At 67.5% G+C, this 24140-nt stretch carries 25 protein-coding genes; 18 read left to right on the top strand and 7 right to left on the bottom strand.

The genetic code is table 11. The annotated features are described in order from the left end of the window. The first annotated feature begins 18 nt into the window (after positions 1 to 18). From PTQ19_RS07950 to PTQ19_RS07930, 5 genes are all read left to right on the top strand, one after another. Positions 19 to 570, top strand: coding sequence for a DUF4395 domain-containing protein (locus PTQ19_RS07950; protein ID WP_274366955.1), 552 nt, complete (start codon positions 19 to 21; stop codon positions 568 to 570). A 40-nt stretch (positions 571 to 610) separates the two neighbouring features. Then, positions 611 to 985 (top strand): rhodanese-like domain-containing protein, encoded by a 375-nt coding sequence (locus PTQ19_RS07945; RefSeq protein WP_179410766.1) that lies wholly within the window; start codon positions 611 to 613, stop codon positions 983 to 985. A gap of 258 nt (positions 986 to 1243) precedes the next feature. Next, on the top strand, positions 1244 to 3181 hold the full coding sequence (gene thrS, locus PTQ19_RS07940) for a threonine--tRNA ligase (protein ID WP_274369057.1): 1938 nt from the start codon (positions 1244 to 1246) through the stop codon (positions 3179 to 3181). Then, a complete protein-coding gene (locus tag PTQ19_RS07935; RefSeq protein ID WP_179410768.1) occupies positions 3178 to 3738 on the top strand; it encodes an HIT family protein in 561 nt (186 codons plus the stop codon). Before thrS ends, PTQ19_RS07935 begins: the two co-directional genes overlap by 4 nt. A gap of 54 nt (positions 3739 to 3792) precedes the next feature. Continuing rightward, on the top strand, positions 3793 to 4362 hold the full coding sequence (locus PTQ19_RS07930) for a hypothetical protein (RefSeq protein WP_274366954.1): 570 nt from the start codon (positions 3793 to 3795) through the stop codon (positions 4360 to 4362). A gap of 8 nt (positions 4363 to 4370) precedes the next feature. Here the strand turns inward: PTQ19_RS07930 and pdxY are convergent, their stop codons facing one another. Then, entirely contained in the window at positions 4371 to 5222 is an 852-nt protein-coding gene (pdxY, locus tag PTQ19_RS07925) for a pyridoxal kinase PdxY (RefSeq protein ID WP_222446066.1), read from the bottom strand. Between the two features lie 55 nt (positions 5223 to 5277). Then, positions 5278 to 6582 carry an aminotransferase class I/II-fold pyridoxal phosphate-dependent enzyme gene (locus PTQ19_RS07920; protein WP_274366953.1) on the bottom strand — a complete coding sequence of 435 codons (1305 nt, stop codon included), beginning with the start codon at positions 6580 to 6582 and terminating at the stop codon, positions 5278 to 5280. Positions 6583 to 6648: 66 nt separating this feature from the next. Between PTQ19_RS07920 and pdxS the strand changes: the two genes are divergently transcribed. After that, positions 6649 to 7548 carry a pyridoxal 5'-phosphate synthase lyase subunit PdxS gene (gene pdxS / locus PTQ19_RS07915; protein ID WP_179410772.1) on the top strand — a complete coding sequence of 300 codons (900 nt, stop codon included), beginning with the start codon at positions 6649 to 6651 and terminating at the stop codon, positions 7546 to 7548. Then, entirely contained in the window at positions 7538 to 8149 is a 612-nt protein-coding gene (gene pdxT, locus PTQ19_RS07910; RefSeq protein WP_274366952.1) for a pyridoxal 5'-phosphate synthase glutaminase subunit PdxT, read from the top strand. The genes pdxS and pdxT overlap by 11 nt, the downstream gene beginning before the upstream one ends. A gap of 3 nt (positions 8150 to 8152) precedes the next feature. Here the strand turns inward: pdxT and PTQ19_RS07905 are convergent, their stop codons facing one another. Together PTQ19_RS07905 and PTQ19_RS07900 are read right to left on the bottom strand one after the other, a co-directional pair. Further along, complete coding sequence (locus PTQ19_RS07905; protein ID WP_274366951.1) at positions 8153 to 9073, bottom strand: aminoglycoside phosphotransferase family protein; 921 nt, start codon at positions 9071 to 9073, stop codon at positions 8153 to 8155. A 62-nt stretch (positions 9074 to 9135) separates the two neighbouring features. Then, a complete protein-coding gene (locus PTQ19_RS07900; protein ID WP_274366950.1) occupies positions 9136 to 10503 on the bottom strand; it encodes a pyridoxal phosphate-dependent decarboxylase family protein in 1368 nt (455 codons plus the stop codon). A gap of 112 nt (positions 10504 to 10615) precedes the next feature. Between PTQ19_RS07900 and PTQ19_RS07895 the strand changes: the two genes are divergently transcribed. From PTQ19_RS07895 to PTQ19_RS07860, 8 genes are all read left to right on the top strand, one after another. Continuing rightward, positions 10616 to 11383 carry a YebC/PmpR family DNA-binding transcriptional regulator gene (locus PTQ19_RS07895; protein WP_179410776.1) on the top strand — a complete coding sequence of 256 codons (768 nt, stop codon included), beginning with the start codon at positions 10616 to 10618 and terminating at the stop codon, positions 11381 to 11383. A gap of 50 nt (positions 11384 to 11433) precedes the next feature. Continuing rightward, on the top strand, positions 11434 to 12012 hold the full coding sequence (gene ruvC / locus PTQ19_RS07890) for a crossover junction endodeoxyribonuclease RuvC (RefSeq protein WP_222446072.1): 579 nt from the start codon (positions 11434 to 11436) through the stop codon (positions 12010 to 12012). A gap of 10 nt (positions 12013 to 12022) precedes the next feature. After that, positions 12023 to 12631, top strand: a complete 609-nt coding sequence (gene ruvA, locus PTQ19_RS07885; protein ID WP_274366949.1) for a Holliday junction branch migration protein RuvA — start codon at positions 12023 to 12025, stop codon at positions 12629 to 12631. Next, on the top strand, positions 12624 to 13655 hold the full coding sequence (ruvB, locus tag PTQ19_RS07880) for a Holliday junction branch migration DNA helicase RuvB (protein WP_274366948.1): 1032 nt from the start codon (positions 12624 to 12626) through the stop codon (positions 13653 to 13655). The genes ruvA and ruvB overlap by 8 nt, the downstream gene beginning before the upstream one ends. 75 nt (positions 13656 to 13730) lie before the next feature. Continuing rightward, entirely contained in the window at positions 13731 to 14159 is a 429-nt protein-coding gene (locus PTQ19_RS07875; RefSeq protein WP_274366947.1) for a preprotein translocase subunit YajC, read from the top strand. A 35-nt stretch (positions 14160 to 14194) separates the two neighbouring features. Continuing rightward, complete coding sequence (secD, locus tag PTQ19_RS07870) at positions 14195 to 15922, top strand: protein translocase subunit SecD (RefSeq protein WP_179410781.1); 1728 nt, start codon at positions 14195 to 14197, stop codon at positions 15920 to 15922. Beyond that, entirely contained in the window at positions 15922 to 16914 is a 993-nt protein-coding gene (gene secF / locus PTQ19_RS07865) for a protein translocase subunit SecF (RefSeq protein ID WP_274366946.1), read from the top strand. Before secD ends, secF begins: the two co-directional genes overlap by 1 nt. A gap of 65 nt (positions 16915 to 16979) precedes the next feature. Next, the gene (locus tag PTQ19_RS07860) at positions 16980 to 19232 is read left to right on the top strand and encodes a RelA/SpoT family protein (RefSeq protein ID WP_206549842.1); all 2253 of its coding nucleotides are present in this window, start codon (positions 16980 to 16982) and stop codon (positions 19230 to 19232) included. Here PTQ19_RS07860 and PTQ19_RS07855 read toward each other — a convergent pair. From PTQ19_RS07855 to PTQ19_RS07845, 3 genes are all read right to left on the bottom strand, one after another. Continuing rightward, positions 19211 to 19774 (bottom strand): SAM-dependent methyltransferase, encoded by a 564-nt coding sequence (locus tag PTQ19_RS07855; protein WP_274366945.1) that lies wholly within the window; start codon positions 19772 to 19774, stop codon positions 19211 to 19213. The two genes, PTQ19_RS07860 and PTQ19_RS07855, sit on opposite strands and share 22 nt — an antisense overlap. A gap of 69 nt (positions 19775 to 19843) precedes the next feature. Beyond that, on the bottom strand, positions 19844 to 21130 hold the full coding sequence (locus tag PTQ19_RS07850; RefSeq protein ID WP_425313206.1) for a DUF349 domain-containing protein: 1287 nt from the start codon (positions 21128 to 21130) through the stop codon (positions 19844 to 19846). 150 nt (positions 21131 to 21280) lie between these two features. Next, positions 21281 to 21580 carry a hypothetical protein gene (locus PTQ19_RS07845; RefSeq protein ID WP_274366943.1) on the bottom strand — a complete coding sequence of 100 codons (300 nt, stop codon included), beginning with the start codon at positions 21578 to 21580 and terminating at the stop codon, positions 21281 to 21283. A gap of 107 nt (positions 21581 to 21687) precedes the next feature. On the opposite strand from PTQ19_RS07845, the gene PTQ19_RS07840 reads away from it, so the two are divergent. The 3 genes from PTQ19_RS07840 (at position 21688) to PTQ19_RS07830 (ending at position 24095) form a co-directional block, all read left to right on the top strand. Further along, the gene (locus PTQ19_RS07840; protein ID WP_179410786.1) at positions 21688 to 23019 is read left to right on the top strand and encodes a replication-associated recombination protein A; all 1332 of its coding nucleotides are present in this window, start codon (positions 21688 to 21690) and stop codon (positions 23017 to 23019) included. Positions 23020 to 23194: 175 nt separating this feature from the next. Next, a complete protein-coding gene (rpsD, locus tag PTQ19_RS07835; protein WP_179410787.1) occupies positions 23195 to 23824 on the top strand; it encodes a 30S ribosomal protein S4 in 630 nt (209 codons plus the stop codon). A gap of 82 nt (positions 23825 to 23906) precedes the next feature. Continuing rightward, on the top strand, positions 23907 to 24095 hold the full coding sequence (locus tag PTQ19_RS07830; protein ID WP_179410788.1) for a hypothetical protein: 189 nt from the start codon (positions 23907 to 23909) through the stop codon (positions 24093 to 24095). Positions 24096 to 24140: the final 45 nt, after the last annotated feature.

The raw sequence follows: 24140 nt of genomic DNA, 5'->3' as shown, positions 1-24140 counted from the left end.
ACCAGACAGGACAGCCCTGTGACATCCGACCCCTCCGGCATTCGCGCCGACGCGCCGAGGATCGGCCGCTTCGTCCCCGGCTACGCAACCGCCGTCATCGACGAGCGTGCCGTGCGCGCCGGCGCCGGCATCCTCTTCCTGCTCGGTGGTGTCTCCTTCGCGGCGGCGTACTTCACCGGTCGCGTCGAGATCATGCAACCGTTCGGCATGCTCTTTCTGATCGACATGCTGCTGCGTGTGACAGCCGGAGACCGGTGGTCACCGTCGCTCGCGCTCGGTCGTCTCGCTGTCCGAGGGCAGCGTCCGGAGTGGGTTGGCGCACCGCAGAAGGCATTCGCATGGTGGCTCGGCTTCGGTCTTGCGGCCATTTCGTGCGCCAGCATGGGGGTGTTCGCCGCGCCGTTGTGGCTCACACTGGCGTTGTGCAGCATCTGCCTGACGCTCCTGTTCCTGGAGACCGCCTTCGGCATCTGCGTCGGCTGCGCCCTGCAGGCGCGATTCGGCCGTACGCCACCGCAGTACTGTCCCGGCGACAGCTGCGTCGTCGAACAACCCACCCCCACTTCTTGATCACCCCGCCTCACCACGACCCCTACGAAAAGGACACCTCATGCGCCGTCTTCTCGCCGTCTCGGCATCCGCCATCGCCCTCGCCCTGACGCTGACCGCCTGTGCCGGTTCGCCGAGCACCACCGCCGAACCGATCGAGATCAGCACCGACACCGTCGTGCTCGACGTGCGCACTCCCGACGAGTACGCGGGCGGGCACCTCGAAGGGTCGACCCTGCTCGACTTCAACAGCGGTGAGCTCGCCGCCGCGATCCCGAACCTGGACCCCGACGCGGAGTACCTCGTCTACTGCCGCTCGGGCAACCGAGCCGGTCAGGCCATCGCGCTGATGGAGCAGGCCGGATTCACCACGCTCACCAATCTCGGCTCGCTGCAGCAGGCCGCCGATGCCACGGGCCTGCCGATCGTGAAGTGAGGGAGCGGGGTACTCCGGCGCGCGTCGCCGAACGCGTAGACTCGTGGGCATGGAATCCGCCGCGCTGACCATCGTGACCTCTGTCACCGGTGTCGTCGTGCGAACTACGAGGGCCTGAGCGGGCAGGGCGCACAGCGCCCGCAGCTGAGTCGACTCCTTCCATCGTCTATCTGGAGATACCCCGTGTCAGACAACGCCCAGTCCACCTCCGAACAGCGCGACGGCTTCGCCCTGTTCACCGATCGATCCGTCGTCGCGATGACCGTCAACGGCGAACTGAAAGATCTCGCCGCCACCGTCACCGACACCGACGTGGTCGAGCCGGTCACGATCGACAGCCCGGTCGGCCTCAGCATCCTGCGCCACTCGACCGCGCACGTGCTCGCGCAGGCGGTGCAGCGCATCCGTCCGCAGTCGAACCTCGGTATCGGCCCGCCGATCACGGACGGCTTCTACTACGACTTCGGCGTCGATGAGCCCTTCACCCCCGAGGATCTGAAGGCGATCTCGAAAGAGATGCAGCGCATCATCCGCGAAGGTCAGCGCTTCACGCGCCGGGTCGTCACCGAGAGTGAAGCGCGCGCCGAACTCGCACACGAGCCCTTCAAACTCGAGCTGATCGATTTCGCCGGAGGGCCTGGCTCGGGCGCGGATGCTGCCGAAGGCGCTTCCGCGGAGATCGGCGGCGGCGAGCTGACCATCTACGACAACGTCACGAAGGACGGCGAGGTCGCTTGGAAGGATCTCTGCCGCGGCCCGCACGTGCCAGGCACGCGCATGATCGGCAACGGATGGGACCTCACCCGCGTCGCGGCCGCCTACTGGCGCGGTAGCGAGAAGAACCCCCAGCTGCAGCGGATCTACGGCACGGCCTGGCCCACCAAGGAAGAACTGCGCGCGTACCAGGAGCGTCTGGCCGAGGCCGAGCGTCGCGACCACCGCAGGCTCGGCGTCGAGATGGACCTGTTCTCGTTCCCGGACGAGATCGGCTCGGGACTGGCGGTGTTCCACCCCAAGGGTGGCATCATCCGCTACGAGATCGAGGAGAACCTGCGCCGCCACCTGCTGCGCAACGGGTACGACGTCGTCAACTCCCCGCACATCACCAAGAAGGACCTGTTCCAGACGTCGGGGCACCTGCAGACCTACGCCGACGGCATGTTCCCCCCGATGCACCTCGATGAGGTCGTCGACGACGAGGGCAACGTCACGCGCCAGGGGCAGGATTACTACCTCAAGCCGATGAACTGCCCGTTCCACAACCTGATCTTCCGCGCGCGCGGTCGCAGCTACCGCGAATTGCCGTTGCGCCTGGCCGAGTTCGGCACGGTGTACCGGTACGAGAAGAGCGGCACGCTCTCGGGTCTGACGCGTGTGCGCGGCCTGACGCAGGACGACGCGCACATCTACGTCACCCAGGACCAGGTGCGCGAGGAACTCGCGACCAACCTCAACCTCGTGCTCGAGCTGCTGCGCGATTACGGGCTGAACGATTTCTACCTGGAGCTGTCGACCAACGAGGTGGGCAACCCCAAGTTCCTCGGTGAGCCCGAGCAGTGGACCACCGCGATCGACACGCTGCGCGAGGTCGCCGTCGAGTCCGGTCTCGAGCTGGTGGACGACCCGGGTGGAGCGGCGTTCTACGGTCCGAAGATCTCAGTGCAGGCGCGCGACGCCATCGGACGCACCTGGCAGATGTCGACGATCCAGCTCGACTTCAACCAGCCCGAGCGCTTCGAACTGGAGTACACCGGCCCCGACGGGGCCAAGCACCGCCCGGTGATGATCCACCGCGCCCTGCTCGGCTCGGTGGAGCGCTTCTTCGCGATCCTGCTGGAGCACTACGCCGGCGACTTCCCGCTGTGGTTGGCTCCCGCGCAGGTGGTCGGCGTGCCGGTGGCCGATGACTTCGGTCCTTACCTCGACGAAGTCATCGGGCAGTTGCGCGCCGCGGGCATCCGCGCCGATGTCGACCATTCCGACGACCGGATGCAGAAGAAGATCCGCAACCACACCACCGCCAAGGTGCCGCTGATTCTCATCGCAGGTGCGCAGGACCGCGACGCCGGAACCGTCTCGTTCCGCTTCCGTGACGGCACCCAGGAGAACGGCGTGCCGGTCGAGGTCGCGATGGAGCGGATCCGGAACGCAGTCGCGAACCACGCGCGGGTGATGACGGCCGAGGACCTCGCGTGAGTACGGAACAGGATCAGCAGCCGACGCCCGAGGACGCCCGGCACCTCGCCGGTGTTCCGGATGAGTTCCAGCGGCTATGGACTCCGCACCGGATGGCGTACATCCAGGCGGGGCCGGAGCCGCTGCGTGAGGAGTGCCCGTTCTGCGAGGCACCCAAGCACGATGACGCCGAACGACTGATCGTCGCGCGTGGCAAGACCGCGTACGTGCTGCTGAACCTGTTCCCGTACAACTCCGGCCACCTTCTGGTGTGCCCCTACCGTCACATCGGCACCTACGATCAGGCCACGCCCGAGGAGGTCGCCGAGATCGGCGCTCTCACGCAGATCGGGATGCGCGTGCTGCGGGACGTCTCGCGGTGCGATGGCTTCAACCTCGGAATGAATCAGGGAGCCGTGGCAGGTGCCGGCGTCGCCGAGCACCTGCATCAGCACATCGTGCCGCGGTGGTCGACCGACGCGAACTTCTTCCCGATCATCGCCAAGACCAAGGCGCTGCCACAGCTGCTCGGCGAGGTGCGCGACGCCGTGGCCCACGCCTGGCCTGTGGATAACTGAGTCGTCGGTGGCGCTGCGCTGAAAGACTGGGGTGACAGATTCTCGGGAGGGAATATGACCACCGCATCTCATCGCCTGAGCGTGGCTGCGCCGCTCGCCGTCGTGGCCACGCTCGCGTTCGTCCTGACTGCCTGCGCGCCGACGGAGTCGCCGCGCACAACCCCCACGAACAGCTCGGCACCCGCACCCGACGACGACAAAGCCATGGCCGATGCGCTCGCTGAGCGCGACGCCTTCCTCGAAGAGCAGCAGCTACCGCTCGATGGGTCACCTTTGGTCGCTGTCACCGAAGCGCAGAAGCAACTCGTGGCGCAGGCGCGTGAGCGCGCGGAAGCGCAGGGCGGCACCTGGACCGAGCGGGAGGAATGGATCCTGCTCGCGCTGGGGTCGGATACCTGCGAGAGCGGCATCCTGAACCAGCACCGCATCGATGCCGAGTTCATGATGGCCATGCTCAGCGGTTCGCCATTGGTGCAGCAACTGGTCCCCGCAGACGCGACGCAAAGCGAGCTCGGCGCGCGTCTTCAGGGCATTGCGAAGACCGCGGTGTTCGCCGCCGGGTACATGTGCCCCGATGACAAAGCCGCGTGGGACGCTGCGCTGCAAGAGGCGTTTCCCGAGTAGCCGGGTGCTCAGCGCACCTGCCGTGCGGTGAATTGCATCCGCGGGTTGGCGTAGCGTTCCTGCGATTCGATCAGGCGCAGTTCGCGATCCCCGGAGTCGAGGGTCGCCTGCAGCAAGTCGAACACGCTCGACACCGTGCGCTCGAGCGCGAGCTTCGCATCGCCGGTCGAGACGTAGTGTGCTGTGAACAGCGCCGCCGTCACGTCTCCCGAGCCATTGGCCTTCATCGGGAGGTGCGGTGTGGCGACGAGCCAGGCGCCCTTGCCGTCGACGGCGAGCATCTCGATCGTTCCCTCGTCGCGGTCAGGGCGCTCGACCGAGGTGACCAGCACGGTCGACGGTCCCATGGCCATCGCGGCGTCAACCGAGGCCAGGGTGGAATCCAGGGTGTCGGGCTCGGTTCCCGTCAGGAAGCCGAGCTCGAACTGGTTCGGGGTGATGATGTCGGCCACGGGCACGACGCGATCGCGCAGCAGGTCGGGGATCGCGGGAGCGACGAAGCAGCCCGACTTGGCGTTGCCCATCACCGGGTCGCACGCGTACACGGCGTTCGGATTCGCCGCCTTCACCTGTGCGACGGCGTCGATGATGACGTCGGCAATGCCCTCGCCACCCTGGTAGCCGCTGAGCACGGCGTCGATCTCGGGCATCACGCCGCGGTCACTGATGCCGGTGATGACCTCGCGCACGTCGGTCGGGTCGATCATCGGTCCGCGCCACGCCCCGTACCCGGTGTGGTTCGAGAAGTTCACCGTGTAAACCGGCAGCACATCGACACCGATGCGCTGCAACGGGAAGACGGCGGCGGAGTTGCCGACGTGCCCGTGAGCGACGGCCGACTGGATCGAGAGGATCTTCATCCCTTCATCCTCTCATCCGGCGGACCCGTGCCCGTCACTGCCGTGCGACGGGTCCTCAGCGCTGCGCGGCGACCAGATCATCGATCAGACGCGCGGCGTCGGCATCCGACAGATCGTGCACCGTCAATCGCAGGTGGTGCGACGCGGGCGAGGATTCGTCGATGCAGAACTCGTCGCCCGTGCGCGCCAACCACCCCCGCCGCATCAGGCGCTCGGCGGTCGTGCGTGCGGGGGCCGTCAATCGCACCCACAGGCTCAGCCCGTCGACGGAACTCGTCGAGATGCCGTGCGTCTCGAGCGCGGCGGCGAAGGCGGCGTTGCGCTCTGCGTAGTGCGCGGATGCCGTCGAGATCTGCGTCCTCGCCGACGCATCGGTCAGCTGAGCGTGCGCCAGACGCTGCAGCAGATGGCTGACCCAGGTCGTGCCGGGGCTCAGACGCAAAGAGAGTCGTTCTGCCGTCGTGGGATCGGTCGCGGCGAGGGCGAGGCACATATCGGGACCGAGGAACTTCGACACCGAGCGAACGAGCGCGTAGCGGCGGTGCTGAGGGCCGATGAGGGTCGCGTACGCGTGCGGGGAGAGCAGCGAGAAGTGATCGTCCTCGATGATGAGCACGTACGGGTGATCGGCCAGAACCTCGCGCAGCGCGGCGGCGCGCTCGGGTGTGAGGGTGACACCGGTCGGGTTCTGCGCACGGGGCGTGCTGATGATGGCGCGGACGCCGGCGTCGAGCGCCGCACGCAACCCCTCGACGGTCATGCCCTCGTCATCGACCGGCACGGGCACGGCGCGGTAGCCGCCCAGGCGCACCGTATGGATGCTCGCCAGGAAGCAGGGGTCTTCGAGCGCGACGGCATCATCGCGCATCAGCGCCTGGGCGAGCAGTCGTTCCACGGCGTCGACGGCTCCGCTGGTGACGCAGATGGTGAGATCGTCGCGGTGCAGATCGGCGTGCATCCACTCACGGGTCCACGCTTCGAGCGCCGCGTCGATGACCGGTTCGCCGTACAGTACGGGACGCCCCACGATGCGGCTGAGCGCGGGGGTCGGGTCGGGGATGAGCGCTGGGTCGGGGTTGCCCGAGGCGATGTCGTGCAGCACGGTATCGGCGAGGCCCTCTTGCGCGACGCTCTCGGCACCGGCGATCAGCGTGCCGGCTCGGCCGCGGGAGATGACGAGTCCGGCCCCGGCGAGCTGACGGTAGGCGGCGACGGCGGTGTTGCGATTGATTCCGAGGCGGACGGCCAGTTCGCGCACCGGGGGGAGGGCGTCGCCGGGGCGCAGCGTGCCGCGTTCGCGCAGGCCGCGCACACTGTCGGCGATCTCTGCGGCGGTGCTTCCGGTGATCTGGTCGTCCACGGTTCGATTCTATGGTGCTATGTTTTGACATAGGCCAAACCGATTTTTGTCACAAGAGGAGTGACCATGGCATCCGACCAGAACCCCACCACCGGATCGCAGCGGGTCAAGCGCGGTCTCGCCGAGATGCTCAAGGGCGGCGTCATCATGGACGTCGTCACCGCCGAGCAGGCGAGGATCGCCGAGGATGCCGGTGCCGTCGCCGTCATGGCGCTCGAGCGCGTGCCGGCGGACATCCGCGCGCAGGGCGGCGTCTCGCGAATGAGTGACCCCGACATGATCGACAGCATCATCGACGCCGTCTCGATCCCCGTGATGGCCAAGGCGCGCATCGGGCACTTCGTCGAGGCGCAGGTGCTGCAGGAGCTCGGCGTCGACTACATCGACGAGTCCGAGGTGCTCTCGCCCGCCGACTACGTCAACCACATCGACAAGTGGCCCTTCACCGTGCCGTTCGTGTGTGGTGCGACTCACCTGGGTGAGGCGCTGCGCCGCATCACCGAGGGAGCGGCGATGATCCGCTCGAAGGGTGAGGCCGGCACCGGCGACGTGTCCGAGGCGATGAAGCACATCCGCAAGATCCGCGGTGAGATCGCAGCTCTCGGTGCACTGTCGAAGGATGAGCTGTACGTTGCCGCGAAGGAACTGCAGGCGCCCTACGAGCTCGTCGCCGAGATCGCTGAGACCGGTCAGCTGCCCGTCGTGCTGTTCGTCGCCGGTGGCGTTGCCACTCCCGCCGATGCCGCGATGATGATGCAGCTCGGTGCGGACGGTGTGTTCGTCGGATCGGGCATCTTCAAGTCTGGCGACCCGGCGGCGCGCGCGAAGGCGATCGTGAAGGCGACGACCTTCTTCGACGACCCCAAGGTCGTCGCCGAGGTCTCGCGCGGACTGGGGGAAGCGATGGTCGGCATCAACGTCAGCGACCTGCCCGCGCCGCACCGGCTCGCCGAGCGTGGCTGGTAACCCGAACGTCGGCGTGCTCGCGCTGCAGGGTGACGTGCGCGAGCACGCCACCCTGCTCGCGAGACTCGGGGCTGAGGTGACGCTCGTCCGTCGTCCCGAGGAGCTCGCCCGTGTCGACGGGCTCGTCATCCCCGGTGGCGAGTCGAGCGTCATCGACAAGCTTGCGCGTACCTTCGGCATGCAGCATCCGATCCGCGACGCGATCTCGGCAGGACTGCCGGTGCTGGGTACCTGTGCGGGACTGATCATGCTCGCGGACCGGCTCGCGGACGGCATCGAAGGGCAGCAGACCTTCGGGGGACTCGACGTTCTCGTGCGCCGAAACGCGTTCGGACGTCAGGTCGACTCCTTCGAGGGGGCGGTCCACGTGCCGGCCCTGGGCGAGCCCGCTGTGCGGGCCGCATTCATTCGCGGTCCCGTGGTCGAGGACGTCGGATCGGATGCCGTCGTGCTGGCCGTCCTGGACGACGGCAGCATCGTCGCCGTCGAACAGGGGAACCTGCTCGGGATCAGCTTCCACCCCGAGATCTCGGGGGAGACGCGGTTCCACGAGCGCTTCCTCGCCAGGGTGGCGGAGCGGACGGCAGTCCGCGCCGCCTGACAGTCACAGTAGCGCGCTGAGCCACCGCAGCGCCGCGAATGCTTGCGCGCGCTGGAAGGCGCGCAGGCCGGGGACCGGCGCCGGCTCGGGTTGCCCCTGCCAGTACCAGAAGTACGAGCTGATGCCCGCGATGATCGGCAGGTGCTCGTGCGGGTCGGGTGCGCCGAACTCCTGAAAGATCGGCCATGCCTGTTCGCAGGGCGGGCCGCCGCCGGCCTCGATGCTCGGCAACAGGGAAGGCAGGTCGAACCACGGCACACCGCGCACCGCCCACGGCCAGTCCACGAATCGTGCGTCGCCGTCACCGATGAGGATGTTGTCCGCACGGAGATCGCCGTGGATCAGCATCCGCCCAGTGACGGCGTCGGCGAACCCTCGCTCCATGTCCACCAGGCGCGGTAACTGCGCGGCCAGGTCGTGCGGCAGTGCGTCTCGCAAACCGGCGTCGTCGGCAATCCGATGCCACCGTGTGAAGTCCGCTGTGTCATCCCGAGCATCCGGGATGTCATCCGGGGCGGGCGTCTCGGCGAGACGGCTCAGCGTGCGCGCGACCGACCGCAGGTCCGCGGCCGACCATGCCGCGCCGGGGTGAGCGCCGTCGACGACGTCGGTGACGAGGGCGAAGCCGTCATCGCCGTCGATGACGGCAAGAGCACGCGGCGCCAGCGACCGCGGGATGCTGGGGAGCAGCGCGCCCTCCCGGCGGTAGAGCGTGAGCGAGACTGCGTGGGAGGCGGGCCCCGCCGCCTTCACGAACGCCCTTCCCTTCGTGGTGCTGACGACACCGGCGTATCCCGCGCTGAATCCGCCCTGCGCAGCGACGTCATCGACATACGTGCCGCCGATGCAATCCACAACGCTCGCTCGAAGGGTGGCGGGCAGCGACGACCACGCGGGCCTGGCCCGCTGCGCACCTGCTTGCATCCGGCAGGCCTAAGGGCCGACGGTGGGGAAGACCCCATCTGATCGGGCGCGATGCGCCGAGCTCACATCGAGGCGACGAGTCGAGCGATCGCGGCGACGGTCCGGTCGACGTCCGCCGGCGTGGTCGCCCACGAGGACATCGAACATCTCAGGGTGGCATGGCCACGCCATTCGGCGCCGGTCATCACCGCAGTGCCGTCGCGCAGGATGGCTTCGCCGAGGGCCCGCGTATCGTCGTCCGAGTCCATGCGCAGCATCACCTGGGTGTAGTCGACGTCGTTGATGACCCGTACGCCCGTGATGGAGGCGAGTCCCTGCGCCATCGCCACGGCGTTCGCGTGAAGGCCGTCGATCAGGCGGATGACCCCGGTGCGTCCGAGGCTGCGCAGAGCCGCAAACGCGGGGACGCCCCGCGCGCGGCGCGACAGTTCAGGTGTGACATCCCAGGGGTCGAGGCCCGAGTAGATCAGATAGTCGCCGCCGGTGCGGAACGCAGCGATCGAATCGGCGGGGTCGCGGACGATCGCGACACCGCAGTCGTAGGGGACGTTGAGCGTCTTGTGCGCATCCGTCGCCCACGAATCCGCTTCCGCCATGCCCGACGTCAGATGTCGCAGCGAGGGCGACGCCGCGGCCCACAGACCGAAGGCGCCGTCCACGTGCACCCACGCTCCGTGGTCACGCGCGATCGGTATGAGCGCGGCGAAGTCGTCGAAGGCCCCCGTGTGGACTTCCCCCGCTTGAAGGCAAACGATCAGCGGGCCGTCGGTATCGGCGAGTGCCGTCGACAGCGCCTCGGGCCGCATTCGGCCCTGATCGTCGGATTCGACGACCGTGACTTCGGCCCGGCCGATGCCGAGGTACCGCGCCGCCCGATCGACCGAGCCGTGTCGATCAGCGCCGACGACGAAGCGGATCGCCGGAGAACAGCGCATTCCCCGCTCTGCGAGGTCCCACCCCGTGCGGGCCAGCACGGCTGTCCGGGCGGCGCCCAGGCAGGTGAAGTTGGCGATCTGACCACCTGTGACGAACCCCACGCTCGCGTCGGGCGGTAGGCCGAGGAGATCGAGCATCCATGTGCCCGCGGTGCGCTCCATGGCCACGGTGGCGGGAGTGAGCCGGGAGGACCCGGAGTTCTGATCCCATGCGGATACGAGCCAGTCCGCAGCCAGCGCCGCCGGGTGCGTGGCGCCGATCACGAACCCGAAGAAGCGCCCCCCGGGGATCGCGACGAGGCCGGGATCGGCAGCCAGGGCGATCTGATCCACCACATCGGCGGGGTCGACGCCCTCGTCGGGTAGCGGTCCATCGAAGCGCGTCATCATGTCGTCGAAGCTCGCCCGAGGCCAGACCGGACGGTCATCGAGTCCTTGAAGGAACTCGGTGGCGCGTCGATGCGCCGCGTCGAGCGCTCTCGCCCGATCGTTCATGAACACCACTCTTGCACCGCGGAGAGACGAAAACAACGGCACCCGGGGCCGGTTCGTTAGACTGGACGACGCCCTGGAGGCGACTCCGGGCGGATAAGACGAGCGGAGACATATGTCCGGGCATTCCAAGTGGGCCACGACGAAGCACAAGAAGGCGGTCATTGACGCACGCCGTGCGAAGTCGTGGGCGAAGCTGATCAAGAACATCGAGGTCGCGGCGAAGCTGGGCGGCGCCGACCTGGCGGGCAATCCGACGCTCTACGACGCCGTCTTCAAGGCGAAGAAGATGTCGGTTCCCAAGGACAACATCGACCGCGCGGTGAAGCGCGGTGCGGGCATCGGCGGCGAGGCCGTCGAGTACGCGTCGATCATGTACGAGGGCTATGGTCCCAACGGTGTGGCACTGATGATCGAGTGCCTCACCGACAACAAGAACCGCGCCGCTGCCGAGGTGCGCACAGCCCTCAGCCGCAACGGCGGCACGCTGGCAGACCCGGGCTCGGTCGCCTACAACTTCTCGCGCAAGGGCGTCATCGTCGTCGGTTCCGAGGGCACCACCGAGGACGACGTCATGATGGCGGCGCTCGAAGCGGGAGCCGAGGAGATCGAGCCGCACGCCCAGGGGTTCGAAGTCGTGACCGAGGCGACCGATCTCGTCGCGGTGCGCACGGCGCTGCAAGAAGCGGGCATCGACTACGAGTCGGCGGACGTCGAGTTCGTGCCGAACCTCAAGGTCGAGATCGACGCAGACACTGCGCGCAAGATCTTCCGCTTGATCGATGCGCTCGAAGACAGTGACGACGTGCAGAACGTGTTCAGCAACTTCGACCTGCCCGCAGAGGTGCAGGCCGAGCTCGAGAACGACGGCGACGAGGACTGACTTCGGGCGCGCCTGATCAGCGGGCGCACGGCGGACCGTAGCCTGGGGGAGTGAGCACCCTCCGTGTATTGGGCATCGACCCTGGGCTGACCCGTTGCGGCGTCGGCATCGTGGATGTCGATCGCGCCCGCAGGGCCACCCTCGTACACGTGGGTGTTGTGCGCACCCCGCCGGACGCCGACATCGCTGAGCGCCTCGCCGGCATCGCCGCGGGCATCCGCACCGCGATCGACGAGCACCATCCCGAGGCCGTCGCCGTTGAACGCGTCTTCGCGCAGCAGAACCGTCAGACGGTGATGGGTACAGCGCAAGCCTCCGGTGTCGCGCTGCTCATCGCCGCCGAAGCGGGTCTTCCGGCGGCGACCCACACGCCCAGCGAGGTCAAAGCGGCCGTCACCGGATACGGGTCCGCCGACAAGCGGCAGGTGCAGTCCATGATCGCCCGCATCCTGCGCTTGGATGCCCCACCCCAGCCCGCAGACGCCGCGGATGCCCTGGCGATCGCGCTGTGCCATGCGTGGCGACGGGACGGGGCGTCGGTCGCCGGGGGAGCCGCCCAGACACCGGCTCAACGTGCGTGGGCGGATGCTGAGCGCGTCGCTCGAATGTATGTACGACCCAACCGCTAGGCTGACAGGCATGATCTCCTCCCTGCGCGGCACGGTTCTGCACGCGGTCTCTGGCCAGGTCGTCATCGAGACAGGCGGTGTCGGCTTCACCGTCTTCGTGCCCATTGACATCGCGCACACCGCGGTCGTGGGGGAACAGCTGCGCCTGCACACCAGTCTGATCGTTCGTGAGGACGCGCTGACCTTGTACGGCTTCGGCGATCTGGACGAGCTGGAGATCTTCGGTCAGCTGCTGAGCGTCACCGGCGTCGGCCCGAAGTCGGCGCTCGGTGTGCTCTCGCATCTGACGGTCGATCAGATCGCCGAGGCTGTCACGGCCGAGGACGATGCCCCGTTCCGCCGGGTATCGGGGATCGGTCCGAAGACGGCGAAGCTGATCGTGGTGCAGCTGGCCGGCAAGGTGCAGCCCCGTGTCGCCACTGCACCGGTGGGTGCCCCCGAGACGGTCGTCACCGACCAGGTCGTGGCCGCGCTGGTCGGCCTCGGTTGGTCCGAGAAGGTCGCGGTCGAAGCCGTGTCGCAGACGGCCGAGATCGCCACTGACGCCGAGAACGAATCCGTGCCGGCGTTGCTGCGCCGTACGCTGGCGGCGATGGGGCCGGGGGCGAACCGTGGCTGAGCACGCGCGCGATGCGGCCGAAGCCCTCGACGACACCGAGCTTGCGATCGAGGGCGCTCTGCGCCCGTCGAGCCTGGACGAGTTCGTCGGTCAGGCCAAGGTGCGCGGTCAGCTGCAGCTGCTTCTGGAAGCCGCACGCCTGCAGGAGCGCACGGCGGACCACATCCTGCTCGCCGGCCCGCCCGGCCTCGGCAAGACGACGCTGGCGATGATCGTCGCCCACGAGAGCGGACGCCCGTTGCGGTTGTCGAGCGGCCCAGCGATCCAGCACGCCGGCGACCTCGCTGCGCTCCTGTCGAGCCTCACGCCCGGCGAGGTGCTCTTCATCGACGAGATCCACCGGATGGCGCGATCGGCAGAAGAGATGCTCTACCTGGCGATGGAGGACTTCCGCATCGACATCATGGTCGGCAAGGGTGCCGGAGCCACGAGCATTCCGCTGGAGCTTGCGCCCTTCACCCTCGTCGGAGCCACGACGCGTTCGGGTCTGCTACCCAACCCGCTGCGCGACCGGTTCGGCTTCACCGGCCACCTCGAGTTCTACAGCGCTGACGACCTCGAACAGGTCATCAGCCGATCTGCCGGTGTTCTCGGTGTGCGTCTGCCCGATGACGCTCTTTCCGAGATCGCGCGACGCTCGCGCGGCACGCCCCGCATCGCGAACCGCCTGTTGCGCCGAGTGCGCGACTACGCGCTCGTGCACGGCGGCGGGCAAGATGCGTCGCTCTCGGATGTGCGCTCAGCGCTGGAGCTGTACGATGTCGACGCGATCGGCCTCGATCGGCTCGACCGCGCGGTGCTCGATGCGCTCGTGCGGCGTTTCCGTGGAGGCCCGGTGGGCCTCAACACGCTCGCCGTCGCGGTGGGTGAGGAGAGCGAGACTGTCGAGAGCGTGGTCGAACCGTATCTCGTGCGCATCGGCTTTCTCGGGCGCACGCCGCGCGGGAGGATCGCGATGCCCGAGGCGTACGCGCACCTCGGGATCTCGCACCCCGAGGGAGTGGCATTGTTCGATGACCTATAATCGCTGAAGACTTCCCGGCCATATCCCCCTACGCACCGCCGCGTTCAGCGTGCACTTCGAAAGGCTTCAACTCTCATGGAAATCATCCTCTTCGGACTTCTCGCCGTGATGCTCGTGTTCATGTTCATGAACACGCGCAAGCGCCAGAAGCAGATGAAGGAACAGCAGGAGGAGAAGGCCGCCAAGACGATTCCCGGCGCGAAGGTGCTGCTGCAGGGGGGTCTGTACGGAACCGTCGTGTCATACGACGCGGTCGACCTCGACAGGCCCGCACAGATCGAGCTCGCCCCCGGCGTGGTCATCGAGGTGCACAGTCAGGCGATCCTGCGCGTGGTAGACCCGACCGAGGAGACCGTCGACTCCGACGACGTCGCTGAGGAAGAGGTTGTCGAAGAGCACCTCGACAGCGTCCCCGCGAAGGACGCGACCGACGGTATCGAGGCGATCCAGGTCGAGACGCCTGAGGAGACCAAGGCTCGTCTCGAGCGCAACGACGAGAACTGACGCCTACGGGCGTCTCACGCGGAAAGCGGAACTACGTGGCATCCTCATCTCCGACCCGCCATGCGTGGCGGGTCCTGCTCGGCCTGCTCCTGGTCACAGCAGCATTGTTCGGCATCAATGCGATCGGCGTGTACGGGTTCAAGGAGAGCTCGTGGGCTCCTGAGCTCGCCCTTGACCTGCAGGGCGGCACTCAGATCGTCCTGAGCGCGCAGACAGAGGACGGTGCCGACCCGACGCAGGAGCAGCTCGACCAGGCTGCCGCGATCATCCGTCAGCGTGTCGACGCCTCCGGCACCGCCGAGGCCGACATCACCACCGAGGGCGGCCGCAACATCGTGGTGCAGATTCCCGGTGTCGCCGATCAGGAAACCCGCGACCGCATCCAGGCGAGCGCCCAGCTGGAGTTCCGTGCCGTACTGGCCGCAACTGACGCTGCGACCGAGTTCATCGGCGAGGATGGCAACCCCACGCCGTTCCCCACACCCGACGACTCGATGAACGCGGTGCCCACGCCGGAGCCCACCGACGGCAGCGACCCGGCATGGATGACCGAGAAGCAGATCGCCGAGCTGCAGTCGTTCGACTGCGCCGCTCCCCGCGACCACACCACGCCGCCGGCTGGCGAGCCGCTGGTCGCCTGCGACCCGACCGGGTCGGTCAAGTATCTGCTCGGGCCGAAGGAGCTCGACGGCACGGTCATCGATGACGCGACGTCCGGTCGCGACCAGCGTTCGGCGAAGTGGACCGTCAACCTCGACCTCAACCGCGAGGGCACCGAGGTGTTCGGCGAGATCAGCCAGCGCCTGAACGCCAACCGCATCGCCGGCCTGAGCCCGCGCGACCAGTTCGCGTTCGTGCTCGACGGCGTGGTGATCTCGGCGCCGCAGATGCAGGCGGCGATCCTCGACGGCAACCCGAGCATCTCGGGCGACTTCACCCAGGAGAGCGCGAAGACGCTCGCCGACCAGTTGCGCTACGGCGCGCTGCCGCTGAGCTTCACCGTCGAGAGCTCTGACACCATCTCGGCGACGCTTGGCTCGCAGCAGTTGCAGATCGGGCTGATCGCCGGTCTCATCGGCCTGGGACTGGTCGCGGTCTACTCCCTCATCAGCTATCGCGCACTCGGCTGGGTGATCATCGCCTCGATCGGCGTCATGGGTGTGCTCACCTACGTCATCATCAGCATCCTCGCGTGGCGCATGGGCTTCCGCCTGTCGCTGGCCGGCGTCGCGGGTCTGATCGTGTCGATCGGATTCACCGCCGACTCGTTCATCGTGTACTTCGAGCGAATACGAGACGAGCTGCGCGACGGAAAGTCCATCACGGGCGCGGTCGAGGACGGCTGGGGGCGCGCGAAGCGCACCATCTACATCTCGAAGTCGATCAACGTGCTCGCCGCCGTGGTGCTGTATGTGCTGGCCGATTCGACGGTGAAGGGCTTCGCGTTCACCCTTGGTCTGACGACGCTCATCGACGTGTTCATCTTCGTCATCTTCACGCACCCCGTCATGCAACTGCTCGCACGCACCCGGTTCTTCGGTGGTGGGCATCGGTTGTCCGGACTCGACCCCGAGTCGCTGGGAGCTGTCTATCGTGGACGTGCTCAGTACCGGGAGGCGCGCGTCGCCAGCACCGGTCGCGCCGCTCGTAATCAGGGGGCGCGCGGTGAGGCCGAGAAGCGCCAGACCATCGCTGAGCGCAAGCGCGCCGAGGCCCTCGCAGCTCAGGGCTCGTCAAGCGCCCGAAAGGACTCCGACGACTGATGTTCTCCATGAATGAGTTGGGCAACAACCTCTACTCGGGCAAGACCTCCTTCCCGTTCGTCGCCAAGCGTCGTATCTGGTTCATCATCGCCATCGCGCTGATCATCGGGTCCGCGCTGGTGCCGCTGATCCGTCCGATCCAGTTCTCGATCGAGTTCACCGGCGGATCGCAGTTCATGGTCTCGGCGCCGCAGTCGACCGATCAGTCGCTGGCGACGGATGCCGTGCGTGAGGTCGTTCCCGAGAGCACCACCAAGGTCGTGGTCGTGAACGGCCAGGACATCCGCGTGCAGACCTCGCAGATGAGCGCGGCTGAGACCCAGCAGGTCACCGAGCAGCTCGCGCAGGTCTACGGCGTGAACGTCGACGAGATCACCAACTCGTTCATCGGCCCGGCCTGGGGTGAGAATGTCACGCGGCAGTCGCTGTGGGGCCTGGCGATCTTCCTGGCACTGACGTTCCTGATCCTCGCGATCTACTTCCGCACCTGGAAGATGTCTGCCGCCGCCATCATCGGCCTGCTGGACGTGCTCGTGATCACGATCGGTGTCTACGCGCTGGCCGGGTTCGAGATCTCGCCGGCAGCGGTGATCGGCTTTCTCACGATCCTCGCGTACTCGCTGTACGACACGACAGTGGTGTTCGACAAGATCCGTGAGAACACCACCGAGGACGCGAACCAGACGACGCGTACGTTCGGTGAATCCGTGAACCTCGCGGTGAACCAGACTCTGGTGCGCTCGATCAACACGTCGATCGTTGCGGCGCTGCCCGTGGGGGCGATCCTGTTCATCGGCTCGTTCTGGCTCGGCGCCGAGACTCTCACCGACATCTCGCTCTCGATCTTCGTGGGCATCATCGTCGCGACCTATTCGACGTTGTTCGTGGCCGCGCCGCTCTACTCGCTTCTGCGCGAGAAGGAGCTGGCGATCGCCGCACACGATGCGAAGGTGCACGAGGCGCGCGAGCGCTCGGTGGCCTCTGGGGCTTGAGCCTCCCTCGCTCAGCGGTAGGGGCGAACGCGCGTAGGATGTTCTGATCGGGACAGGAGCAGCAGATGGTCGATTCACCGGCGCCGTCGCAGGGATCGAGCCTGCGTCGCCTTGTGCCGCGCATCTTCTCTCGTGCCCCCCGTGTCAATGACCTCGACAACCTGATCCGCACGGTTCGGGCGAACCATCCCCGGGGTGATCTGCCGATCATCGAGCGTGCGTACCGGGTGGCGCGCGATAAGCACGCCGGGCAGTTGCGTCAGAGTGGTGAGCCCTACATCACGCATCCGCTCGCGGTCGCACAGATCCTGGCCGAGCTGGGGCTGGGACCGCGTGCCATCGCGGCTGCGCTGCTGCACGACACGGTCGAAGACACCGGCTACGCGCTGGCCGAGCTGACCGAAGAGTTCGGCGACGAGGTCGCGATGCTCGTCGACGGTGTCACCAAGCTCGACAAGGTCAAGTACGGCGAGAGCGCGCAGGCCGAGACGGTCCGCAAGATGATCGTGGCGATGTCGAAAGACATCCGGGTGCTGCTGATCAAGCTCGCCGACCGCCTGCACAACGCCCGCACGTGGGGCTTCGTGCCGCCCGAGAAGTCTGCACGCAAGGCGAAAGAGACCCTCGAGATCTACGCGCCGTTGGCGCATCGGCTCGGAATCCAGACGATCAAGTCCGAGCTGGAAGACCTCTCTTTCGCCGTTCTGCACCCGAAGATCTACGCCGAGATTAACAGCCTGATCGCGCAGCGCACACCGCAGCGCGAGAAGTACCTGCAAAGCGTCATCGAGTCGATCGATGAAGACCTGCGCGAGCTCCGCATCCGAGGCAAGGTCGTCGGCCGGCCGAAGCAGCTGTACTCCGTGTATCAGAAGATGGTCATCCGCGGACGCGAGTTCGACGACATCTACGATCTCATCGGCATCCGCGTGCTCGTCGGTTCCGTCCGCGACTGCTATGCCGTGCTCGGCGCGATCCACGCGCGCTGGACGCCGCTGCCCGGACGTTTCAAGGACTACATCGCGACGCCGAAGTTCAACCTGTACCAGTCGCTGCACACCACAGTGATCGGGCCGTCCGGCCGAACCGTCGAGATCCAGATCCGCACGCATGAGATGCATCAGCAGGCGGAGTTCGGCGTTGCCGCGCACTGGATGTACAAGGAACGTGTCAACGGCGGCAAGGTCGACTCGCGCGTGCCCGATACGGACATGGCCTGGCTCGCCCACATCTCGGACTGGCAGGCGGAAACCGCCGACCCGACCGAGTTCCTCGACTCGCTGCGCTTCGAGATCGGGGCGAAAGAGGTCTACGTCTTCACCCCCAAGGGGCGCGTCATCGGCTTGCCGGCTGGCGCCACACCAGTCGATTTCGCCTATGCGGTGCACACTGAGATCGGGCACCGCACGATGGGAGCAAAGGTCAACGGCCGGTTGATGCCGCTGGAGACCGAGCTCAAGAGCGGCGACGTCGTCGAGGTCTTCACCTCGAAGAACCCGGATGCAGGGCCCAGCCAGGATTGGCTTGGTTTCGTCAAGAGCACCCGCGCGCGTAACAAGATCCGCGGCTGGTTCACCAAGGAACGACGCGAAGAGGCGATCGAGCAGGGCAAGGAGTCCATCGCCCGGGCGATGCGCAAGCAGAACCTGCCCCTGCAGCGTCTGATGAGCCAGGAGTCCTTCACGCAGGTCGCGCACCAACTGCGCTACGAGGACGTGTCGGCGCTGTACGCGGCCGTCGGCGAGGGGCACGTCTCGACGCAGTCCGTGATCGAGAAGGTCACCGCGCTGGTCACGGTCGAGGAGGACACCAGTACAGGTGCCATCGAGTTGCCCGGTCAGGCCCCCGTCCGTGAGGGGAAGGGTGGCGACTCGGGCATCCTGGTGCGCGGCGACTCCGACATCCTCGTCAAGCTCGCCCGCTGCTGCACCCCGGTGCCCGGCGATCCGATCGTGGGCTTCGTCACCCGTGGCAGCGGCGTCTCGGTGCACCGGCAGGACTGCGTCAACGTGAAGTCCCTCGGAGACGACCCCGACCGGTTTGTCGAGGTCGAGTGGGCCCCCACCACCAAGAGCGTGTTCCGGGTGCAGATCCAGGTCGAGGCCCTTGATCGTTCGGCGTTGTTGTCGGATGTCACACGCGTGCTCAGCGAGCACCACGTGAACATCCTGTCGGCGACGGTCACCACCACCGACGAACGCCTTGCGCTGAGCCGCTTCGTGTTCGAGATGGGTGACTCCGTGCACCTGGACCGCGTGCTCAATGCCGTCCGGCGGATCGACGCGGTGTACGATGTCTACCGCGTCACGACCTCCTGATCCGACAGCATCCGCGCGAGGAGCTGTTTCGCTGCGCGGATGCCGGGACGACGGCTGATCGGTTCGACGTGCGCACGCAGCTCGCCGTCGAGCCGGGGGAACGCGGTTAGTAGGCCCCGTAGCCAACGGTCGTCGCCGCCCGCGCACGCCAGATCGAACAGCAGCGTCGTCGCGGTGCACAGGGGTGTCGTGACGGCAACGCCGCCGATGAGCTGCACATCGCCGGCGTCGAGTCGGTGCTCGTGGTAGATGATGCGTGTCGATGAGTATGTGCGCGGCCGCGACCGGTTGATGCGCGTCGCATGGTGCACGCGGGGCGGTTGGTCGCTCGCGCCGTGAACCCACGCGGCCGAATGTCCGCTCGCTGCCGTTCTCGGCGGGAGGAGGTCGGCGATGCTCACGGCACGGTCAGCGGCGCTCTCGACCGTGTCGGCCGGCATGAATCCTTCGCCGACCTCGATGACGTGGCCGTCCAGTCGTGCCGCGGACAGCTCCGGCAGCGAGAGAGGCTGGCCGGGACGGTAGAAGAGCGCTGAGTGCACGTCAAAGAGTATGAGCCGTGTCACCCCGCAATGGGGCGACACGGCTCATACTGTGGATAACCGCGGTGCTCAGCCGCCGAGCGCGCTCAGCCAGGCGCGACGTGCCGAGAGCGCCTCTTCTGCCTGCTTGATCGCCTTCTTGTCGCCGGACTTCTCGGCGGCGGCGAGCTCGGACTCAAGCTTCTCGATGGCCTCGACCAGCTGCGAGCTCATGTCGTTCGCACGCGCCTTGGTCTCGGGGTTGTTCTTCTTCCAGTCAACGTCCTCACGCGACTTGAGAGCCTGCTCGATCGAACGCATCCGGTCGTCGAGCGCGCGCTCCTTGTCGCGCGGGAAGATGCGACCCACCTCGTCCCACTCGCGCTGGATGCGGGTGAGCAGGGCGCGTGCCCGCTTCAGGTTCGGCTCGTCGGCGACACCCTTCGCCTCGACGAGCAGAGCCTCGCGGGCCTCGATCTTCGGCGCGGAATCTGCCTCTTCAGCGGCTGCCTGCTCGGCGCGTGCCGCGTAGAGTGCGTCGCCGGCGGCCTTGAACTTCGCCCACAGGGCGTCGTCGGCCTTGCGTCCGGCGCGTCCCACCGTCTTCCACTCGTCGAGGAGGTTGCGGTAGGAGGGGATGCCGTCGACGCCGCGGGGCGCGAGGGCTTCGGCGCGCTCGATCAGTCGGGACTTCGCGTCGCGCGCTGCGCGGTGCACGTCGTCGAGCTCGGCGAAGAAGACGCGCCGGGCCTTGTCGACCGTCGAACGGGCGGTGCGGAACCGCTTCCAGAGCTGCTGCGCGACTCCCTTGGGAAGGCGCGGACCGTTCTGCTGGTGCGCCTGCCAGGCGTCGAACAGCTCGGTCATCTCAGCAGTGACCTGCTTCCACTGCACCTTGCTCAGGTCGCGGGCGGCAATCTGCTCGGCCTTCTCGACGATCGTCGTGCGCTCGGCGATGGCGGCGTCGAGCGCCTCTTTGGCGGCTGCCGCCTCCTTCGCCGTAGCCTCGGCCAGCGACTCGATCAGCGTCTCGATGCGGGCGCGGAGACCGACGAGGTCACCGACGGCAGCCGCGTCAGCGGCCTCGCCCCGCAGATGAGTGGCCTGCTTGGTCAGATCGGATGCCGAAGCACCGCCGCCCTGGGCGCGCGTCTCCAGGGTGCCGAGCTTGACGGCGAGGTCGTCGTACTTGCGTACGTAGTAGGCGAGCGCCTCATCGGCCGTGCCGTCGGGGTACTGGCCGACGGCACGCCACGAGTCGCCTTCGCGAACCTCGACGGTGCCGTCATCGGTGACACGGCCCCACTGCGCGGCATCCGCATTCACGGGCGCCGCCGGTGCAGGCGCGGCGGCCGGGGCGGCAGCGGCGGTCGGCATGGGCCGACGCGGCGGAGCAGGAACCGGGGGACCCGGAACGGGAGGGGTGGGCTTGGCGGCGTTGTCGTCAGACACGGTGTTCTCCTTGCGCAGGTATCCCGCGGGAGTGGGAAAGGACGAGAGCCAGCCTAGTTCACTCGCCGCCCCGGTTCACTCGTCCGTGCTCTGCTCGGGCGTGGGGGTCGGTGTGGGGGATGCCGGAGTTGTCGCAGCGGGCGACGGTGTCGTGCTGGGATCGGCGGGAGCGGGGGTCGCCGACGTGCCCAGAAGGGTCTGGCTCACGATGGCGCCCGCGACGATCAGGGTGCCAGCGCTGACGGCAATGAGGTTGTCGCGATGCTTGCGGCGCAGCAGCTTCTCGTGCCATGCCGTGCGGGCCGCGTAGAGTCGCGCCCGTTCGGCCTCGGTGCGAGCGCGCTGCTGCGCTCCGCGGGAACCGCGTGCCGCCATCGTCGTTCTCCTCTGCTCATCACTCGGAGGATCGTGCGCGACCCGTCCGACCCTGCGAGCCTACCGTCGGCGCGACCGCGTGTCGGTCGCGCCAGTAGCCTGGACGTATGACCTCCGCAGCCTCCCTGATGTCGGGCCAGACACCGCTCGCGGTGCGCATGCGCCCGACGTCTCTCGACGAGGTAGCCGGTCAGCAGCATCTGCTCCGGCCCGGCTCGCCGATCGTGGCACTGGCCGACCCCGAGGCCAGCGCGCCAGGCGCAGTGTCGATCATCCTCTGGGGGCCGCCCGGCACGGGCAAGACCACTCTCGCTCAGGCCATCGCCCGGTCGTCAGGGCGACGGTTCGTCGAGTTGTCGGCGATCACCGCGGGTGTGAAGGACGTTCGCGAGGTGATGCAAGAGGCGATCACTCAGCGCGACCTGTATGGGCAGACCACGATCCTCTTCCTCGATGAGATCCACCGTTTCACCAAGGCTCAACAGGATGCCCTGCTGCCCGGCGTCGAGAACGGCTGGGTGATCCTGATCGCGGCCACGACCGAGAACCCGTCGTTCTCGGTGATCTCGCCGTTGCTGTCGCGTTCGCTCCTGCTCACGCTGCAGCCGCTGACCGATGATGACATCGGCGTTCTGGTCGACCGTGCCGTCACCGACGCCCGAGGGCTCGCCGGACGCGTGCGGCTTACCGATGAGGCCCGCGCGGCGCTGATCCGTCTCGCCTCGGGTGATGGGCGTCGTGCGCTCACCGGCCTGGAGGCAGCTGCGGCCGTCGCGCTGTCGAGAGCCGATGCGGATGCCTCCGCCGACGTCACGGATGAGGACGTCTCGCAGGCGGTCGACCGCGCGCTGCTGCGCTACGACCGGCAGGGTGACGAGCACTATGACGTCATCAGTGCGTTCATCAAGTCGATCCGCGGATCGGATGCGGATGCCGCCGTGCACTACCTCGCCCGGATGATCGAAGCGGGGGAGGACCCCCGGTTCATCGCTCGTCGCCTGGTGATCTCGGCGGCGGAGGACATCGGGCTCGCCGACCCGCAGGCGCTGGTCATCGCCACCGCTGCTGCGGACGCCGTGGCATTCATCGGGATGCCCGAGGGGCGCATCCCGCTGGCCGAGGCTACCATCTACCTCGCGACGACGGCCAAGTCGAATGCCGCCTACCTTGCCATCAACCAGGCGATCGCCGATGTGCGCGCCGGCGGATTCGGCCGCGTGCCGATTCATTTGCGTGACGCGCACTACGCCGGGGCGAAGCGGCTCGGCCATGGCAAGGGGTATCGCTACCCGCATGACAACGAGGCGGGAATCGTCCCGCAGCAGTACTTGCCGGACGATCTGGACGGACGCCGCTACTACCAGCCGAAGCCGCTTGGCGCAGAGCGCGACGTCGCAGCGCGTCTGGAGCGCATCCGTCGTATTCTCGGCGATCGCTGACCCGGCGGTCACCGATGGCCGATCTGATAGCATGGATCGGCTCGAAACCGAGTTTTCGGGCATCCCTCCGCTCATACCCACCGACCAGGCGCCCCGGCGTGCGCCTGCCGGCAGAGCGCAGGAGATACGCCCGTGAGACGTGAAAGACGCGTCCACGTAACGGAAGGAATGCTTCGTGGTTACGAAGTCCCAGGACCGCCGCAAGGTCCGTCTCAGCCGCGCGCTGGGAATCCCGCTCACCCCGAAGGCCGCCCGCTACCTCGAGAAGCGTCCCTACGCTCCCGGCGAGCACGGCCGCACCAAGCGCAAGGCTGACAGCGACTACGCCGTCCGTCTGCGTGAGAAGCAGCGTCTGCGCGAGCAGTACGGCATCCGCGAGAAGCAGCTGCGCATCGCCTTCAACGAGGCCCGCCGCAAGGACGGCCTGACCGGTGAGAACCTCGTCGAGCTGCTCGAGATGCGTCTGGACGCCCTCGTGCTGCGTGCCGGCTTCGCCCGTACCACGGCGCAGGCGCGCCAGCTGGTCGTGCACCGTCACATCCTCGTCGACGGTCAGCTCGTCGACCGCCCGTCGTTCCGCGTGAAGCCGGGTCAGCTCATCCACGTCAAGGCCAAGAGCGAGGGCCTCGAGCCCTTCCAGGTCGCAGCCGCCGGCGGTCACGCCGACGTCCTGCCGCCCGTTCCCGGCTACCTCGAGGTCGAGCTCGACAAGCTGCAGGCGAAGCTCGTTCGTCGTCCGAAGCGCGCTGAGGTCCCCGTGACCTGTGAAGTGCAGCTGGTCGTCGAGTACTACGCGGCTCGCTGATCTGAGGCAGGCTTCCGCCTGTTGATGACGCATCCGAGAGGCGTCGGGGATTCCCCGGCGCCTCTCGTCGTAGGATGGCGTAATGAAGAATCTGCTGTGGTTCCTGATCGGTGTGATCGGCGGGTTCGTCGCCGCCCACTTCATGAACAAGGACCCGCGCGGTCAGGAGATCTTCGGCGAGATCGACGCGCGTCTGTCGCAGTTCACCGCCATTCTCGGTGACGCCTACCGCCAGCAGGACGCCCGTCTGTCGGATCCTGCCGACGACTGACACCGACGACTGATACCCGCATCGCCCCTCGCCGCTCCGCGGCAC

The organism is Microbacterium esteraromaticum, assembly GCF_028747645.1.
GTDB lineage: Bacteria > Actinomycetota > Actinomycetes > Actinomycetales > Microbacteriaceae > Microbacterium > Microbacterium esteraromaticum_C.
Note: the sequence above shows the minus strand (reverse complement) of the source record. Positions and strands in the feature narration are given on the sequence as shown.